The sequence below is a fragment of the Streptomyces sp. HUAS MG91 genome, from assembly GCF_040529335.1.
Lineage (GTDB): Bacteria > Actinomycetota > Actinomycetes > Streptomycetales > Streptomycetaceae > Streptomyces > Streptomyces tabacisoli.
The window spans coordinates 3,221,985-3,238,362 of sequence record NZ_CP159534.1 but is presented as its reverse complement, the minus strand read 5'-3'; the positions used below and the strand labels follow the sequence as shown (position 1 = coordinate 3,238,362).

The 16,378-nt window shown below is 70.0% G+C and carries 13 protein-coding genes and 1 tRNA gene; 10 read left to right on the top strand and 4 right to left on the bottom strand.

All coding sequences use genetic code 11. The features are described 5' to 3' along the window. Positions 1 to 78 precede the first annotated feature (78 nt). The 8 genes from ABII15_RS14745 (at position 79) to ABII15_RS14710 (ending at position 7,941) form a co-directional block, all read left to right on the top strand. The gene (locus ABII15_RS14745; RefSeq protein WP_353942781.1) at positions 79 to 1,143 is read left to right on the top strand and encodes an ABC transporter ATP-binding protein; all 1,065 of its coding nucleotides are present in this window, start codon (positions 79 to 81) and stop codon (positions 1,141 to 1,143) included. After that, on the top strand, positions 1,136 to 2,008 hold the full coding sequence (locus ABII15_RS14740) for a 2-aminoethylphosphonate ABC transporter permease subunit (RefSeq protein WP_353942780.1): 873 nt from the start codon (positions 1,136 to 1,138) through the stop codon (positions 2,006 to 2,008). Before ABII15_RS14745 ends, ABII15_RS14740 begins: the two co-directional genes overlap by 8 nt. Positions 2,009 to 2,094: 86 nt before the next feature. Next, positions 2,095 to 2,892: an ABC transporter permease subunit gene (locus ABII15_RS14735; RefSeq protein WP_351457572.1), complete on the top strand. Its 798-nt coding sequence runs from the start codon at positions 2,095 to 2,097 to the stop codon at positions 2,890 to 2,892. Positions 2,893 to 2,954: 62 nt separating this feature from the next. Beyond that, the gene (locus ABII15_RS14730; RefSeq protein WP_353942779.1) at positions 2,955 to 4,016 is read left to right on the top strand and encodes a 2-aminoethylphosphonate ABC transporter substrate-binding protein; all 1,062 of its coding nucleotides are present in this window, start codon (positions 2,955 to 2,957) and stop codon (positions 4,014 to 4,016) included. A 224-nt stretch (positions 4,017 to 4,240) separates the two neighbouring features. Continuing rightward, on the top strand, positions 4,241 to 5,740 hold the full coding sequence (locus ABII15_RS14725) for an alkaline phosphatase family protein (RefSeq protein ID WP_353942778.1): 1,500 nt from the start codon (positions 4,241 to 4,243) through the stop codon (positions 5,738 to 5,740). Positions 5,741 to 5,823: 83 nt separating this feature from the next. Beyond that, positions 5,824 to 6,603, top strand: coding sequence for an HAD-IIA family hydrolase (locus tag ABII15_RS14720; RefSeq protein ID WP_111664797.1), 780 nt, complete (start codon positions 5,824 to 5,826; stop codon positions 6,601 to 6,603). Between the two features lie 83 nt (positions 6,604 to 6,686). After that, positions 6,687 to 7,265: a hypothetical protein gene (locus ABII15_RS14715; RefSeq protein ID WP_353942777.1), complete on the top strand. Its 579-nt coding sequence runs from the start codon at positions 6,687 to 6,689 to the stop codon at positions 7,263 to 7,265. A 7-nt stretch (positions 7,266 to 7,272) separates the two neighbouring features. Further along, positions 7,273 to 7,941, top strand: a complete 669-nt coding sequence (locus ABII15_RS14710; RefSeq protein WP_353942776.1) for a class F sortase — start codon at positions 7,273 to 7,275, stop codon at positions 7,939 to 7,941. 282 nt (positions 7,942 to 8,223) lie between these two features. Here the strand turns inward: ABII15_RS14710 and ABII15_RS14705 are convergent, their stop codons facing one another. Then, complete coding sequence (locus tag ABII15_RS14705) at positions 8,224 to 8,976, bottom strand: GAF and ANTAR domain-containing protein (protein WP_353942775.1); 753 nt, start codon at positions 8,974 to 8,976, stop codon at positions 8,224 to 8,226. Between the two features lie 162 nt (positions 8,977 to 9,138). Between ABII15_RS14705 and ABII15_RS14700 the strand changes: the two genes are divergently transcribed. Then, entirely contained in the window at positions 9,139 to 10,143 is a 1,005-nt protein-coding gene (locus ABII15_RS14700; RefSeq protein WP_353942774.1) for a glycoside hydrolase family 6 protein, read from the top strand. A gap of 64 nt (positions 10,144 to 10,207) precedes the next feature. Here ABII15_RS14700 and ABII15_RS14695 read toward each other — a convergent pair whose 3' ends face one another. The 3 genes from ABII15_RS14695 to ABII15_RS14685 all read right to left on the bottom strand — a co-directional run bounded on the left by ABII15_RS14695 (position 10,208) and on the right by ABII15_RS14685 (position 14,805). Next, on the bottom strand, positions 10,208 to 12,148 hold the full coding sequence (locus ABII15_RS14695) for a kelch motif-containing protein (RefSeq protein WP_353942773.1): 1,941 nt from the start codon (positions 12,146 to 12,148) through the stop codon (positions 10,208 to 10,210). Next, entirely contained in the window at positions 12,145 to 14,085 is a 1,941-nt protein-coding gene (locus tag ABII15_RS14690; protein WP_353942772.1) for a cellulose synthase catalytic subunit, read from the bottom strand. Before ABII15_RS14690 ends, ABII15_RS14695 begins: the two co-directional genes overlap by 4 nt. A gap of 646 nt (positions 14,086 to 14,731) precedes the next feature. Further along, positions 14,732 to 14,805, bottom strand: a tRNA-Lys gene (locus ABII15_RS14685). Between the two features lie 207 nt (positions 14,806 to 15,012). Between ABII15_RS14685 and ABII15_RS14680 the strand changes: the two genes are divergently transcribed. After that, positions 15,013 to 16,317, top strand: a complete 1,305-nt coding sequence (locus ABII15_RS14680; protein ID WP_353942771.1) for a peptidoglycan-binding protein — start codon at positions 15,013 to 15,015, stop codon at positions 16,315 to 16,317. Positions 16,318 to 16,378: the final 61 nt, after the last annotated feature.

Sequence of the window (16,378 nt, the reverse complement as noted above, 5' to 3'; positions counted from 1 at the left end):
GGTGGACCGGCCCGGGACACCCGCCTTGAGGAGCGTGGGCGCCGTGAGAGCACTGGAAGACAGAGAGGTCGATGCCCGATGACGCAGGGCCGCAGCGGCATCCGGTTCGACCGGGTCTGTGTCGCGTACGGCGGGAACACCGTGCTCGACTCCCTGGAGCTGACCGTCGAGCCCGGTGAGGTGATGGCCCTGCTCGGGCCGTCCGGATCCGGCAAGACCACCGCCCTGCGCGCCGTCGCCGGGTTCGTGAGACCCGCCTCCGGCCGGGTGTTCATCGGGGAGCGCGACGTCACCGACCTGCCGCCGCACCGGCGCGGGATCGGCATGGTCGTGCAGAGCTACGCGCTCTTCCCGCACCTGCGCGTCGCCGACAACGTCGCCTTCGGGATGCGCGCGCAGAAGGTGCCGAAGGCCGAGATACCCGGCCGGGTCGCCGAGGCCCTGGAGCTCACCGGCATGGCGGCCTACGCGCGCCGCTACCCGCGTGAACTCTCCGGCGGCCAGCAGCAGCGCGTCGCCATCGCGCGGGCCCTCGCCATCCGGCCCGGGGTGCTGCTCCTCGACGAACCGCTGTCCGCGCTCGACGCCCAGCTCAGGTCCGGCATGCTCGCCGAACTGGCCCGGCTGCACCGCGAACTGCCCGACGTGTCGATCCTCTACGTCACCCACGACCAGGTCGAGGCGCTGACCCTGGCCGACCGGATCGCCGTCATGGACAAGGCACGCCTCCAGGACGTCGGCACCCCGCAGGAGCTGTACCGCACGCCACGCACCGAATTCACCGCGTCGTTCGTCGGAGGCGCCAACCTCCTCCCCGTACGCGTCGCTTCGGGCTCGGTGTCCTTCGGACAGGCCGAGCTGAAGGTGCCGACCGACGGCGTCGCGCCCGGCGCCACGGCCACCCTCTGCGTCCGCCCCCACCTCGTCGGACTCGGCGACGGGCCCAACGCGCTGACCGGCACCGTCACCGAGGTCCAGTGGCGCGGCTCCACCCACCGGCTCTACGTCGAGGTGGACGGCCGCCAGGTCAAGGCGGACGTGCGCGAGCTGCGGCAGCCGCCCGCGCTCGGCGAACGGGCCACCGTGCACTTCGCGCCGGAGGACGCGGTGCTGCTCCGCGCGGGGGTGACCGACGATGACTAGCGCCACGCTCGACGTCCCGGTCCAGGGCACCGCCAAGTCACCCAGGAAGATCGGCAGTTGGGTGTGGGCGCTGCCCCCGGTCGCCGCCCTCGCCGTCGTCTTCCTCTACCCGCTCTTCCTCGTCGTCCGGCAGTCCCTCCAGCCGGACACCGGCGGCACCTCCCTGAAGCCGTACACCGACGTCTTCGCCTCGACGGCCTTCCGCGAGGCGCTCGGCACGACCGTGTGGCTGGCCGTCGGCTCGACCGTCGGCTGCCTCGTCCTCGGGTTCGCGCTCGCGCTGATCATCGCGTTCGTGCCGTTCCCCGGCGGCAAGGCCGTCGCCAAGTTCATCGACGTCTTCCTCTCCTTCCCGTCCTTCCTGATCACGCTCGCCCTGCTCTTCGTGTACGGGCAGGTGGGCATGGCCAACGGCCTGTGGCGGGACGTCACGGGCGCCGCCACCGGACCGTTCCAGTTCCTCACCACGCCCTGGGGCGTACTGCTCGCCGAGATCACCTACTTCACACCGTTCGTGATGCGGCCGCTGCTCGCCGCGTTCTCGCAGGTGGAGACCGCGCAGCTGGAGGTCGCCTCGTCGCTCGGGGCGCGGCCGGCCCGGATCGTGCGCCAGGTGATCCTGCCCGAGGCGCTGCCCGCGCTGGCCGCCGGCGGGGCGCTGGTCCTCGTGATGTGCCTCAACGAGTTCGGGATCGTGCTCTTCACCGGGGCCAAGGGGGTCACCACGCTGCCGATGCTCGTGTACAGCAAGGCCATCCTGGAGTCCGACTATCCGGGGGCCTGCGTCGTGGCGGTCGTCAATGTGGCCATCTCCGTCGGGCTGTACGGGATCTACCGGGTGGTGAGCCGCCGTGTGGGTGCCTGACGCGTTGCCGGGTGCGGCCCGTGGCGGGTTGCTCGCGCAGTTCCCCGCGCCCCTGAAGGGGCGCCTTCTCTCAGGGGAGATCTCTCGTGCTGGTGCATAGCAAGCCGGGGAAGTGGGCCACCTGGGCGCTCTTCTTCCTCCTCTTCCTGCCCCTCTTCGCCCTGCCCCTCCTCGTCATCGTCGCCGCGTCCTTCTCGACCAACTGGTCCGGGGCGCTTCCCTCCGGGTTCACCGGGAGCCACTACTCCGCCGCCACCAGCGGCGACTCGCTCACCGCGCTCACCACCAGCCTGGTCACCGCCGTCACGGCGAGCGTGCTCGCGCTGCTGACCGGAGGGTGGGCCGCGCTGGCCGCCGCGTCGCTCAAGAAGCGCGGGCGCCGGGCCATGGACGCGCTGTTCGTGCTGCCCGTCGCCGTGCCGTCCGTCGTGGTCGGGCTCGCCGTGCTCGTCGCGTTCAGCAAGCCGCCGATGCTGCTCAACGGCACCCGCTGGATCGTCATCATCGCGCACACGATTCTTGTCACGGCGTTCGCCTACCAGTCGGTCTCGGCCGCCATCGTGCGTCTCGACCCGGTCTACGAACAGGCCGCGGCGTCGCTCGGCGCCCGGCCCGCGTACGTCCTGTGGAAGGTGAAGCTGCCCCTGCTGCTGCCGTCCCTGAACGCGGCGGCGGGGCTCTGCTTCGCCCTGTCCATGGGGGAGTTGAGCGCCACGATGATGCTCTACCCGCCGGACTGGATGCCGCTGCCGGTGCAGATCTACGCGACCACCGACCGCGGCTCGCTGTTCACCGGTTCCGCGATCGCGGTGGTCCTGATGGCCGCGACGCTGCTCGTCCTGCTCGCCGTCTCGCGGATCCGCACCAAGGCCTCGTACCGCTGATCCCCGTCCTGCTGATCCCCGTACCGCTGACCCTCGTATCACTCAATGGAGTTCACCTCGCCATGCGCAGAAACACGCTCACCACCGTAGGCGCCGTCACCGGCAGCCTCGCCCTCGCCGCCGGCCTGACCGCCTGCGGCGGCAGCTCCGCCGCCTCCGACGAGAAGGCCGTCACCGTCTACAGCGCCGACGGCCTCAAGGGCGAGAACGGCGACGGCTGGTACGACAAGGTCTTCAAGGACTTCACCGCCAAGACCGGCATCAAGGTCAAGTACGTCGAGGGCGGCTCCGGTGAGGTCGTCCAGCGCGCCGTGCGCGAGAAGACGAACACGCAGGCCGACGTCCTCGTCACGCTGCCGCCGTTCATCCAGCAGGCCGGCGGCAAGGGCCTCCTCGCGAAGTACAGCCCCGAGGGCTCGGACCAGGTCGACGGCGCCGACAAGGGCGCCGACGGCACCTGGACCTCCGTCGTGAACAACTACTTCGGCTTCGTCTACAACAAGAAGGAGCTGAAGACGCCGCCCGCCACCTGGGAGGAGCTGCTCGACGGGAAGTTCAAGAACAAGCTCCAGTACTCCACGCCGGGCGTCGCCGGCGACGGCACCGCCGTCGTCGTCAAGGCCATGCACGACTTCGGCGGCAAGCAGCAGGCCATGGACTACCTGAAGAAGCTCCAGGCCAACAACGTCGGCCCGTCCGCCTCCACCGGCAAGCTGGCCCCCAAGGTCGACAAGGGCGAACTCCTCGTCGCCAACGGCGATGTGCAGATGAACTACGCCCAGTCCAAGGACATGCCCAACCTCGGCATCTGGTTCCCGAAGGCGGGGAGCGGCAAGCCCACCTCGTTCGCCCTCCCGTACGCGGCCGGGCTCGTGAAGAACGCCCCGCACACCGCCAACGGCAAGAAGCTCCTCGACTTCATGCTCGCCGCGAAGCAGCAGCAGGAGGTCAGCGCCATCGGCGGCGGCTTCTCCGCCCGCGCCGACGTCAAGGCCACCGACGAGAACGCCATCGCCCTCGCCAAGATCATGGACGGCGTGGAGATCTTCGAGCCGGACTGGAACGACATCGACAAGAACCTGACGGCGTACGTGGACGACTGGAAGTCCGCGACCGGCAGCTGAGTCCATCGGACGGTGACGAATGTCCATGGGCATTCGCGTCCGCGTCACCAGAAGATAACGGGTCTGGTCCAACACCTCTGTGTAATGGGGGAGTTGGGCCGGACCCGTAGCCGTGCGACCAGGCAGCAGTATCACCATTCGATAACGGGTCTGGACCAAAGCCCGTGAGCCCGCGATCTCGAAGGGCGCCGGCCCCCGCCGCGCCCCACGAACCGGAGGACCGCATGTCGCGCACCACCCCCGGCATTTCCCGACGCACACTCCTCATCGGCACCGCCACCGCGGCCGCCGCCCTCGCCGTCCCCACCACCGCCCTCGGCGCCGCCAGGACCCCCAAGGTCCTGGTCATCGGCCTCGACGGCACCCTTCTGAACAGAGTCAAGGACGCCGCCGCCCCGCGCCTGAAGGCCCTGATGGCGGCCGGTCTGACCGCCCCCAGCTCGATCTACGCCAACCCGCTGGCGCCCACCCTCTCCGGCCCCGGCTGGTCCACCCTCATCACCGGCGTGTGGCCCGACAAGCACAACGTGAAGGACAACAACTTCACCGGCCACAAGTTCGCCCAGTACCCGGACTTCCTCACCCGGATCGAGACCGCGAAGCCCGCCCTGTCCACGTACGCGGTCTCCTCCTGGGCACCGCTGACCGACACCGTCTTCTCCTCGAAGGTCGACACCCGCGTCTCCACGCCCAGCGCCGAGTACGACACCGGCACCACCAGCCGGGCCGTCGCGCAGCTCAAGAACGCCAACCCCGACGCGGTCTTCCTCCAGCTCGACAACGTCGACCACGCCGGCCACAGCTACGGCGCCGCCAGCCAGCAGTACCTGGACGCCATCCACGGCGTCGACGGGCAGGTCGGCCAGATCGTCGACGCGGTCACCTCCCGCGCCACGTACGCCAGTGAGGACTGGCTGATCCTCGTCACCGCCGACCACGGGCACACCGACGCGGGCGGCCACGGCGGCTCCACCTGGCCCGAGCGGCAGACCTTCATGATCGCCGTCGGCTCCGCCGTCTCCGCCGGATCCACCCGCTACGACGTGAAGATGCCCGACATCGCGGCCAGCGCCCTCGCCCACCTCGGCATCGCGCTCGACCCGGCCTGGGGCCTGGACGGCCGCCCCGTCCAGCAGCCGCGCCCCGACGACTTCGACAGCCTGCGCGCCAAGCTCACCGGCCCGGTCGACGAGAGCGGCATCGGAACCGGCGTCGTCGGCTTCACCCACACCCCGCCGAGCGGCTGGACGGTCGACAACTCGAAGATGGGCACCGGCGGCGTCACCGAGTGGCGCGGCTGGACCTTCACCACCGACGAGTTCTGGACCAAGGCCGAGCGCGACCAGCAGCGCGAGTCCAACATCCGGGCGCGGAACGTCTTCGCGGTCGCCGACGGCGACGAGTGGTCCGACAGGACCGTCTCCGGCTCGTACGACTCCACGCTGATCAGCCCCGCCTACCCGGTCACCGGCGGCCGCGCGGCGACCCTCACGTACACGACCCTCTACCGCCAGGAGTCCCCGCAGAAGGGCGAGGTCCTGGTCTCCTACGGCGGCGCCGCCCCGGTCTCCGTGAAGACGTACACCGCCGACGTCTCCTCCCGCACCGAGACCGTGCCCCTCCAGGTACCGGCCGGCGCGACCACGGCGCAGGTGCGCTTCCGGTACACCGGCGGCAACAACTGGTTCTGGACGATCGACGGGGTCGCGATCACCCAATCCTGATTAGGGTGAGGGGCGTCGGCACAGAGTGGTCCCGGCGCCCCTCAGTTCACTTGTTTCGCAGCGAAACCGCAGGAGTGCACCCCATGGCAGAGCGCAAGCCCATCGATTCGTGGCTCACCGACATGGACGGGGTGCTCATCCACGAAGGTGTGCCGATCCCGGGCGCCGACTCCTTCATCAAGAAGCTCCGCGACTCCGGCAAGCCCTTCCTGGTGCTGACCAACAACTCGATCTACACGGCCCGCGACCTCCAGGCCCGCCTCACCCGCATGGGCCTCGAGGTCCCGGTCGGCAACATCTGGACGTCCGCGCTGGCCACCGCCAAGTTCCTGGAGTCCCAGCGGCCCGGCGGCACCGCGTACGTGATCGGCGAGGCGGGCCTGACGACCGCCCTGCACGACATCGGCTACGTCCTCACCGACCACGCCCCCGACTACGTGGTGCTGGGCGAGACGCGCACGTACTCCTTCGAGGCCATGACCAAGGCCGTGCGCCTGATCAACGACGGCGCCCGCTTCATCTGCACCAACCCCGACGAGACCGGCCCCTCCACCGAGGGTCCGCTGCCCGCCACCGGCGCCGTCGCCGCGCTCATCACCAAGGCGACCGGCAAGCAGCCCTACTTCGCGGGCAAGCCGAACCCGCTGATGATGCGCACCGGGCTGAACGCCATCGGGGCGCACTCCGAGACCAGCGCCATGATCGGCGACCGGATGGACACCGACGTGCTGGCCGGCCTGGAGGCGGGCATGCAGACCTTCCTGGTGCGCACCGGGCTGACCAGCGACGCCGACATCGCGAAGTACCCGTTCACGCCGTCGCACGTCGTCGACTCCATCGCGGACCTCGTCGACCTGGTGTGACCGCCTGATCTCCGTCGCACGGCGGCTCCCGGGATGCGGAATGCGGCCCGGCGCGTGAACCTGCCAGTAACAGGAGGTTCACGATGCGTACAGATCTGCTCGCTCTCCGTGCCGCAGGCGCGGCCGCCGTTCTGGTGACACTGCCGGTCCTCGCGGCCCCGGCCCACGCGGAGGGCGGCGGATCCGTCACCGTCACCCCCTACGGCGTGCCGCCGGGCACCGAGGTCGACCTGCGGGTCTCCGGCTGCGACGGCAGGACCGGCACGGCCACGTCGGCGGCGTTCGTGTCGGCCGCCCGGCTCGGGCCCTCCGCCGACCGGCCGACCCTGTTCGGCGAGGCCCGGGTGAAGTCGTCCGCCGCCCCCGGCACCTACGACATCCTCGTGGTCTGCCCCGGCCACGACATCGTCTCCGAGATCAAGGGCAGCCTCCGGGTGCTGCCGGGCGGCCACACCCCGCCGCCGACGCCGACCGCGCCCGTGCACGCCGGGGGCGGCGGCACCGCGGCCCACCCGGCGGCCGCCGCGCACACCGGCCGGGCGGCCGTGACCACCGAGGGCCCCGGCACCCGGCACGCCGTCATCGGGCTGATCCTCGCCGCGGTCGCCGCCGTCGCCGTGGCCTTCCGCAGCGTCCGGCGCCGCCGGTCCGCCCGGAGCTGAACCCACGGTGAGCAAGCATCCCGGCACGGGACGGCTGATCACGGGCATCGCCTGGGCGGTGCTCCTGCTCGGCCTGTGGCTGTGGGGCCGCGGGGCCACCGACGTCTCCCTGTCCGGGCCCGCCACCGGCGACGCCGCCGCCGTCGGCCGCCCCTTCGGGGCCGAGCTGCCCGCCGCCCACAAGCCGGTCAAGGGCGCCAAGCCGCAGCGCGTCGACGTCGCCGCGCTGCGCATCCAGGCACCCGTCGTGGCCCGCGGCCTGGACGGCGGCGGCGCCGTCGACCCGCCGCCCTACGACCAGGCGGGCGTCGTCGGCTGGTACGGCGGGGGCGCCCGGCCGGGGGAGCGGGGCACCTCGCTGTTCGTCGGCCACGTCGACACCGAGACCCGGCCGGCCGTCTTCTACCACCTCAGCGAGGCCAAGCCCGGCGACACCGTGAAGGTGGTGCGCGACGACGGCTCCATCGCCGCGTTCACCGTCGACGAGGTCGAGGTCTACGACCGCGCGCACTTCGACCCCGCGAAGGCCTACGGCCCGCACGACCCGGACCGCGCCGAACTGCGCCTGATCACCTGCGGCGGCACCTTCGACAAGGCGTCGCGCACCTACACGGCGAACGTCGTCGTCTCCGCCTACTTGTCGGGCGTTCAGGAGCCCTCGCACAAGGCCGGCTGACAGGTGGGACGCACCTGGCCGGCCGGCGGCCCGCTCCCCCCGGAGCCGCCGGCCGGACTGGTCCTCGACCGCGCGCGCAGCGGGCTGCGGGAGTAACCCGGCGCCGGCGCAGGAGGCTTGAAGGACATTCCCCGAGGCGGGGAACCTTCCCGGTCCTGAAGGCCGAGGTCTGGGGCCACCGGGACCGACTCTAGGACGGATGCGGCGCGCAGGATAGAGGGTGTTTGACGCCAAGTACGAGGATGGTGGCGCTGCGTGGTCGTCGCAGGTGGGAGCCGCTTCTCAGGCAGGTCCGTACCTGTCGGGGCGCAACTGGGAGTCGGTCAGGGTGCGGTGCACGACGGCGCGCGCGACCTGATCGAGCGGCCGCCGGTTCCTGCGCGCGTACTGCCGCAACGTGTCGAACGCGCCGTCCGGAGTCGTGCCCCAGCGCTCGGCGAGCATCCCCTTTGCCTGTTCGATCCGCACACGGCTGGCAAGTGCTTCTCGCAGCTGTCCCGCCACCTTCCTGTACTGGGCGTAGGCACGGTGATTGAGCAGCCCGACGGTGGTTGCGTCGGCAAGTGTCTGTGCGATCGCCAACTCGCCGTGCGCGGACGGCGGGTGCGGTGCGTAGACGCTGAGCGCGCCGAGCAGTGTCTCGTGCCGGCACAGCGGCACCGCGTACGTCGACGCGATCCCGAACCGGCGGGCGGCCGCGGTGAACTCGGGCCAGCGGGCGGCGGCCTCCCGCGACACCAGGGAGACGGCCAGCGCCGTCCTGCCGGGCGCCAGGCTGTCGCGCACCGGGCCGGACTCCTGCTCCCACTCGAGGAGTTCCCGGACGGACTGCGGCTGCCGGGCGCCGTGCACGAGCGGGCCCGGCCGGCCGTTCCCCTCCAGCAGGGTCACGGCGGCGCCGCGCGCGTCCAGGAACTCCAGACAGCGGTCGGCCAGCCGGCTCAGGTGAAGTGCGGGATCGAAGTCCCCGATGAGGGTGTCGGCGAACTCCACCAGTGTTGCTGCGAGGCGCAGTTCGCGGGACTCCTGCGACATGTGTGTCACCTCTTCCAACCCTGAGGCAAGGTCCCCGACGCCCGGCGCCTACCCTGCTCCCGCGTGCTGTAACAGCTCTTTGACAAGCATCGTCCGGCCTCGTGGCCGCGCGGAGCCGTATGTCACGATTGAGGGCCAGACAGTGCACCCAAGGGGGAGTGGATGTACCGGAAACTGACGGCCGGCGCGGTCGTCGTGGGGGCGGCGCTGCTCGTGTCCGCGTGTTCCTCCGGAGGCGACAAGAAGGGCGACGACAGCACGGCCGGTCCGGTCGGGCAGCAGCCGAAGAGCGCCGATCCGTTCTGGGTCAATCCCGACAGCAAGGCGGCCGAGGCCGTGGCCGCACTGGAGAAGGACGGCAAGGACGCCGAGGCCAAGGCGGTCCGCAGGATCGCGGAGCAGCCGAGCGGCGAGTGGATCCTGCCGGAGAACGCCGAGTCGCAGGCGCGCGGCTACACCGAGGCCGCCCAGAAGGCGGACCGGGACGCGCTGCTCGTCATCTACAACATCCCGCACCGCGACTGCGGCAGCTATTCGCAGGGCGGCGCCTCGGACGGCAACGCGTACCGGGCGTTCATCGACCAGGTCGCCGCAGGGATAGGCGACCGGCCCGCGACGGTGATCCTGGAGCCGGACGCGGTGCAGCACATGGTGGACAACTGCACGCCGGGTCAGTTCCACGAGGAGCGCTACGACCTCCTCAAGGGCGCCGTCACCAAGCTCAGGACGCTGAAGGACACCAAGGTGTACCTGGACGCGGGGAACGCGGGCTGGGGCAAGCCCGACCAGCTCTCCCCGGCGCTCCAGCGCTCCGGCGTCGGCCAGGCCGACGGCTTCTCGGTGAACGTGTCGAACTTCTACTCCACCGAGGACTCCATCCGCTACGGCAAGGAGCTCTCGGCGAAGGTCGGCGGCAAGCCGTTCGTCGTCGACACCAGCCGCAACGGCAACGGGCCGTACACGGGCGGCGATCCGAACGAGCGCTGGTGCAACCCGCCGGGGCGGGCCCTCGGCGAGACGCCGACCACGAAGACCGGCGACCCGCTGGTGAAGGCGTACCTGTGGGTGAAGCGGCCGGGCGAGTCCGACGGCACCTGCAAGGGCGGGCCGAAGGCCGGCGCCTGGTGGGGCGCGTACGCGGTGAAGCTGGCCAACGCCGGGCGATGACGGGGAAAGTCGCGGGGGCGAGGGGCGCGATGCCCTTCGCCCCCGCGGTCGTTGTGGGCCGCGGCTACGGCACGTGCACCCACTGTGCCTTGCTGGGTGTGCCCTGATCGTCCGTCACGAACAGCATGTACCAGCCGGATTCGACCAGTGACCGGCTCTTGGGCACCGTCACCGTGATCGAGTCGTCGGACTTCTTCAGGTCCAGCGCGATCGACGTCTGGTCGACGTCGGTGACGTGCGTGGACGCGCTCGGCCTGATCAGCCGCGCCGTCTTGATGGACGAGGCGTGGGCGGTGCCGTACGTGGCCGAGGCGCCGCGCCTGATGGTCTTCTCGCCGCTCTCCAGGGTCGGGCGGGAGTCCCGGTACAGGTAGGGCGGCGTGTACATCTCCAGGCGCTGCTCGAACACGCCCGGCTTGGTGTCGGCCTTGTCCGCGTACAGCGAGTCGGAGCCGAAGAACAGCACGCGGCCGTCGGGGAGCAGCAGCGACCCCGAGTGGTAGTTGCGGCCCACCGCCGGGTCGGCGACCCGCTTGAAGGAGTTGGTCGCCGTGTCGTAGATCCGGGCCTGGTGGATGTTGGAGTCACCGCGGCCGCGGTAGTCCTCGGAGCCGCCCGAGACGAGGATGGAGTCGTCGGGCAGGACCGACGCCTGCGGGTAGCGGGTGCCCTTCTCCAGCGTCGGGCCGTCGGTGAACGCCGGCTTCTTCGCGGTGAGATCGACGATCCGGGTCTTGTTGCTGGACAGCTTGGACTCGCCGACCCCGCCGCCGCCGATCACCATGTACTTCTGGCTCTGCGCGGGCGGCAGCTCGACCGTGTTCGACGTCTCCATCATGTTCGCGTCGGACAGGCCGGGGATCTTCTGGAACTTGTTGTCCGTCAGGTCCCAGATGCCGGGCTTGCGGCCGACGTTGTCGGGGCCGTATCCCGCGTTCGACCCCGAGTAGAAGATCTTGCCGTTCTCCATCTGGAACAGCGCCGGGTAGGTGGGGAACTGGCGGACGTCCTTCGTCAGGTACGTCCACTTCTTCGTCTTCGGGTCGTACACCTCGTTCTTGCCGGGCACCAGCTGCCCGATCTCGTCGAGGCCGGAGACGGAGAGCACCCTGCCGTCCGAGAGCGTGGTCAGCGTGGGGTACCAGCGCGCCTCGTTCATCGGGTCGACCTTGATGTACTTCTCGGCGACCGGGTCGAACTCGTAGGAGTCGCGGATCCCCTGGAAGTCCTTCTTGTCGAGCGCGAGCTTCTGCGCGATGCCGTACACGTTGCGCGCGTCGGGACCGGTGAGGCCCTGCACCCGGTAGTTGTCCTGGGTGCCCGTCTCGTACTTGGTGCCGGAGCGCTGCGCCTCGACGTAGACGCGGCCGAGTCCGGGGTCGTTGCGCTGGAAGGCGCCGGTGGCCGGGTCGAAGACCTTCTTGGCGCGCGGGACGACGATGTTGTCCTTGGCGACGAAGGTCTTGCCGCTCTCCTTGCCGGTGAAGCGGGTGCCGGCCTTGATGGTCTTCGGCGCGTCCGGGTCCTCGTTGTGCACGATCATCAGGCCGCCGGCCTTGGTGACGTCGCCCTTGAGCTTCTCGTAGCGCTTGGTGCCGCCCGCGATCAGCAGATTGCCGTTGGCCAGCTGGGTGTGGCCCGTGCAGAACAGGTCGGTCGGCGTGTCGATCTTCTTGATGGTGTTCTTCACCGGGTCGTAGAGCCGGGTGTCGAACTTCTTCGCGTCGAAGTTCTTCTGGTTGTTGCCCGACCCGGCGATCAGCAGGATCTTGCCGGTGTGCAGCAGCGCCGCGTGGATCGTGTTGAGGCGCAGGTCCTTGGGGAAGTCGATGACGTCCCAGTGCCCGTTCTCGGCCTTGTACTCCGGTCTGTTGATCTTGTACTCGTGGTACTTGGCCGATCCGAAGCGATACAGCCAGGGGCCGTTCATCCCGGCGATCGCCAGTACCACCACCGTGCCGATGGCTATCCGCCGGGCACGGCGGCGGCTCGCACCGTCTTTCACTTGTTACGTCCCCCCAGGGAGATCTGCATGGTCTCGTCGTTGCCCCCGTCCGCGACCCAGGCGGGCTTCTGCTGCGGCACGCCGTGCTGCGGCGCGGCATGGCGGGGGACGTACGGCTGATCGGCCGGCCCGCCCGCGGGCGGCTTCGGCTTCTTCTTGTCCTGGCGCAGCATGTAGCGCCAGGCGAACATCGGCAGCGCGGTGATGAGCAGCGCGAAGCAGGCCCAGGTGATCATCGCCGGGTGCGCGTGCCCGAGGACGAAGCCGGCCGTGATCGACGCGGCGAAGATGACGATGAAGTACCAGTGGTAGCGGAAGGTCCCGAACCACCGGTCGGGGCTGGCCGAGTCGCCCTTCGGGGTCACGACGAACTTGCTCTTGCGGCGCAGCAGCGAGTCGATGAGCGCCTTCGCGTACAGCGGCGCGGACAGCGCGGACATGACCATACCGGCCACACCGCCGGAGCCCTCGGGCTCGTGCGGCGAGACGTTGTGCCGGCGGTTCCAGATGTAGAGGCCGATCTGGAGCGCCGAGGCGTTGCCGTACAGCATCAGCCAGACCGTCGGGTCGATGTTCACACCCGAGGCGCCCAGGCCCAGGAACAGGGCGCAACTCAGCGCCGCCAGAATCCAGTTCATGGCGGCCATCGGGTAGAAGATGATCATCATCGTGTAGTTGAAGAGCTTGCTCGGCGGGAGCGTGAAGAAGCCCTTCCAGTACTGCTTGAGGATCGTCTCGTACGTCCCGCGCGACCAGCGCATCTGCTGCGTGAAGAAGTCCGTCCAGGCGCTGGGGCCCTCGCCCACGGCCAGCACGTCCGGCGTGTACACCGAGCGCCACTTCTTGCCCGTCGCCGGGTTCTTGTGGCGGTGGATCTCGAAGCCGGTCGCCATGTCCTCGGTGATCGAGTCGTACAGGCCGCCGATCTGCTTGAGCGCGCTGATGCGCACCGCGTTCGACGTGCCGACGAACATGGGTGAGCCGTAGCGGTTGCCCGCGCGCTGGATCAGCGCGTGGAAGAGGAACTGCTGGGACTCGGCGGCCTTGGTGACGAAGTTGTCGTAATTGCCGTACACCTGGGGGCCGATGACGAATCCGACGTTCGGGTCGCGGAAGAAGCCGAGCATCCGCTCCAGGTAGTTGGGCATCGGGACGTGGTCGGTGTCGACCGAGGCGAAGAAGTCGTAGTCGTCGCCGTGCGCGTCCAGCCAGGCGTTGTAGTTGCCGTGCTTGGTCTTCGCGCGGTGCGGGCCCTTCGCCTGGTTCCACTTCGCGACGCCCTTGCGGGAGAAGTGGTGCACGCCGAGCCGTGCGCAGACCTCCTTGACCTCGGGGTCGTCGCCCTCGTCGAGGAGCCAGACGTGAAGAAGGCCCCGGTGGCGGAGCTTGACCGCCGCCTCCAGGGTCTTCGTCACCATCTCGATCGGCTCCTTGCCGGGCACGAACGAGGTCAGGAACGCCACTCTCGTGCCGGTCTCGGGCACCACCGGGATCGGGTCCCGGGCGACGAGCGTCGCGTGCGCGTTCGACAGGACGTTCATGCAGCGGAAGAGCTCGATCAGGCCGATCGCGACGAGCATGACGATGTCGAGCGCGGGCAGGAAGTCGTACTTCACGTAGTCGCGCTCGGTCCAGTGCTCGGGCTGGAGCAGCCAGAACAGCAGCACGAGCGAGAGCAGCGGGGCCGCGCCCAGCATGAGCGCCGCGCGGATCCGGTGCGGCTCCTGCGAGAGCAGTGAGCGGTACTGCACCGTGTACGGCTTGCTCGGGTCGGGCTGGGTGAGGGGCCCGGCGAGCCGGCTGTAGTGCTCGTAGTCGTAGCGCGGCAGGCTCTTCTTTATTCGCTTGAAGCCGCCGGTGCGGTGCGGTGGCACCCGCAGCTGGGTCGTCTCGGACGGGTCGAACTGCCCGCGGGCACCCGTCGGCGTCGACGTCATGTTGAGTCATCCCCCCGCACGCGAGTCACCGCGTGGTCGTCGGTCCTCCGCCCGTGACCGGTCCCCCTCGACCATCCCGGGCGTATCAGTGGCCGGCCACCGTCCCACCCTCTCTAAGACTGGAACGACAGCCTTCCGGTTGCATGATGCCCCCCCCCTCGGCATCGCTTCATGAACGGGGCCCCCGTCCCCGCGCCTTGAGCAGCCGGATCGCGCCGTACTCCCGCCGAACCCGCCTCTGCGCCCCCGCCTCACGGACGGCAACTACCCTGCACCGTAAGTCCCTTTGGGGCCAAAGGCTCCACGATAGGGTGCTGCGCCCCACCTCATGATCGCAAGGTCGATACGGATCGAAACACGGTGTTTACCGGCCTTAATGTGCAGCGATCCCATATCTCCTCGACTGTGAGGATCCTTTGCGTTTCCTGTGCGCCTGGGGGCCCGCCACTCGGACACATGAACGACAAAGGCCCTCCACGCTGGTGGAGGGCCTTTGCTTGCTGTGCGCCATCAGGGACTCGAACCCCGGACACGCGGATGCTGCATCCCCCGGGGGACAACCCCCGGACCCCCGGCCGTTCGCCGGACTGCTGTTCTACCCAACGACAAAGGCCCTCCACGCTGGTGGAGGGCCCGTGCCTTGCTGTGCGCCATCAGGGACTCGAACCCCGGACACGCGGATTAAGAGTCCGCTGCTCTAACCAACTGAGCTAATGGCGCCCGCTGACCTGCATAACTTTACCCGAACTCCTGGGGTGCTCCGGACCGCCGTTGGCCAGGCGGCGCGCCGAGGGGGCGGGGTATTTGTGGGGATTTCCATCATTCGGACCGTCAACATGCGGTTTGTCCGGACAGTTGAGACGCTGCCTGCGTGCGACGGCGAGGCTCGTCAGTTCGTTGGCGGCTCTGGAGTGTGAGGGGAATCGCATGGAGGCTCCGGTATTCGAGGACTTCGACCCGGCGGGCGGCTGCCGCTGCGCGGGGTGCGTCCAGTGGCGGCGCACCGCACCGCCCCCGGGACGGACACGGCTCGGCGCGCGGCACGCCCTGGCCGTCGCGGCGGCGGCCGGCACCGTCATCGGCGGTGTCCAGCTCACCCCGGCCGCCGCGGCCGGGCAGCACGAGGCCAGACCGGGTGAGCCCGCGCCGGGCGACGACGACGTCACCCCGCAGGGCGGCACCAGCGCGCTGCACGGAGCGCCGGGCCAGGCCGCCGGCGCGGTGAGCCTGACGCAGCAGACGGCGCTGCGCACCACGACCCGGGCGGCGATCATCAACCGGGCCAAGACCTGGGTGGCCGCCAAGGTCCCGTACAGCATGGACAAGTACTGGAACGACGGCTACCGCCAGGACTGCTCCGGCTTCGTCTCCATGGCGTGGGACCTGCCGGGCAACGAGTGGACGGGCAGCCTCGCGGCGTTCGGCACCCGGATCACCAAGGCGCAGCTCCAGCCCGGCGACATCCTGCTCTTCCACAATCCGTCCGACCCGGAGAAGGGCTCGCACGTCACCATCTTCGGCGGGTGGACGGACTACACGCGCAACTACTACATCGCCTACGAGCAGACCCGCCCCGGCACCAGGAAGCAGTCCACCCCGTACGCGTACTGGAGCAACTCCGCCAAGTACCTCGCCTACCGCTACAAGGGCGTGAAGGCGGGCTCCACCTCCGGCGCGGGCACCTCGACGACGAAGTTCCCCGGCGCCGGGTCCTTCGGGCCCGGGGCGAACAACGCCTACGTCACCCAGCTCGGCCGGCTGCTCGTGGAGCGCGGCGGCAAGCGGTTCTACAGCCAGGGCCCCGGCCCGCGCTGGAGCGACGCGGACCGCAGGGCGACCCAGGCGTTCCAGAAGGCCCAGGGCTGGAGCGGCGCCGACGCCGACGGCATCCCGGGGCCGACGACGTGGTCGTACCTGGTCGCCGGCAAGGGCAAGGACATCCCGGCCGCGAGCAAGGGCGCCTCGGGCGCCAAGGGCTCCAGCGCCACGAAGGCCCCGGCCTTCCCCGGCCGGGCGGCGTTCCGGCCGGGCGCGAGCGGCGCCGCCGTGACGAAGCTCGGCGAACAGCTCGTGAAGAAAGGATTCGGCAAGTACTACGCGCAGGGCCCGACCCCGCGCTGGGGCGAGGCGGACCGACGGGCCGTCGAGGCGTTCCAGCGCGCGCAGGGCTGGCGGGGCGCGGCGGCCGACGGCTATCCCGGGCCGGAGACCTGGCGGCGGCTCTTCTCATGACCACCACCGGCCGGACCGGGACGACGGCCAGAACGACGAGTGACGGTGCCGGGGCGGACCG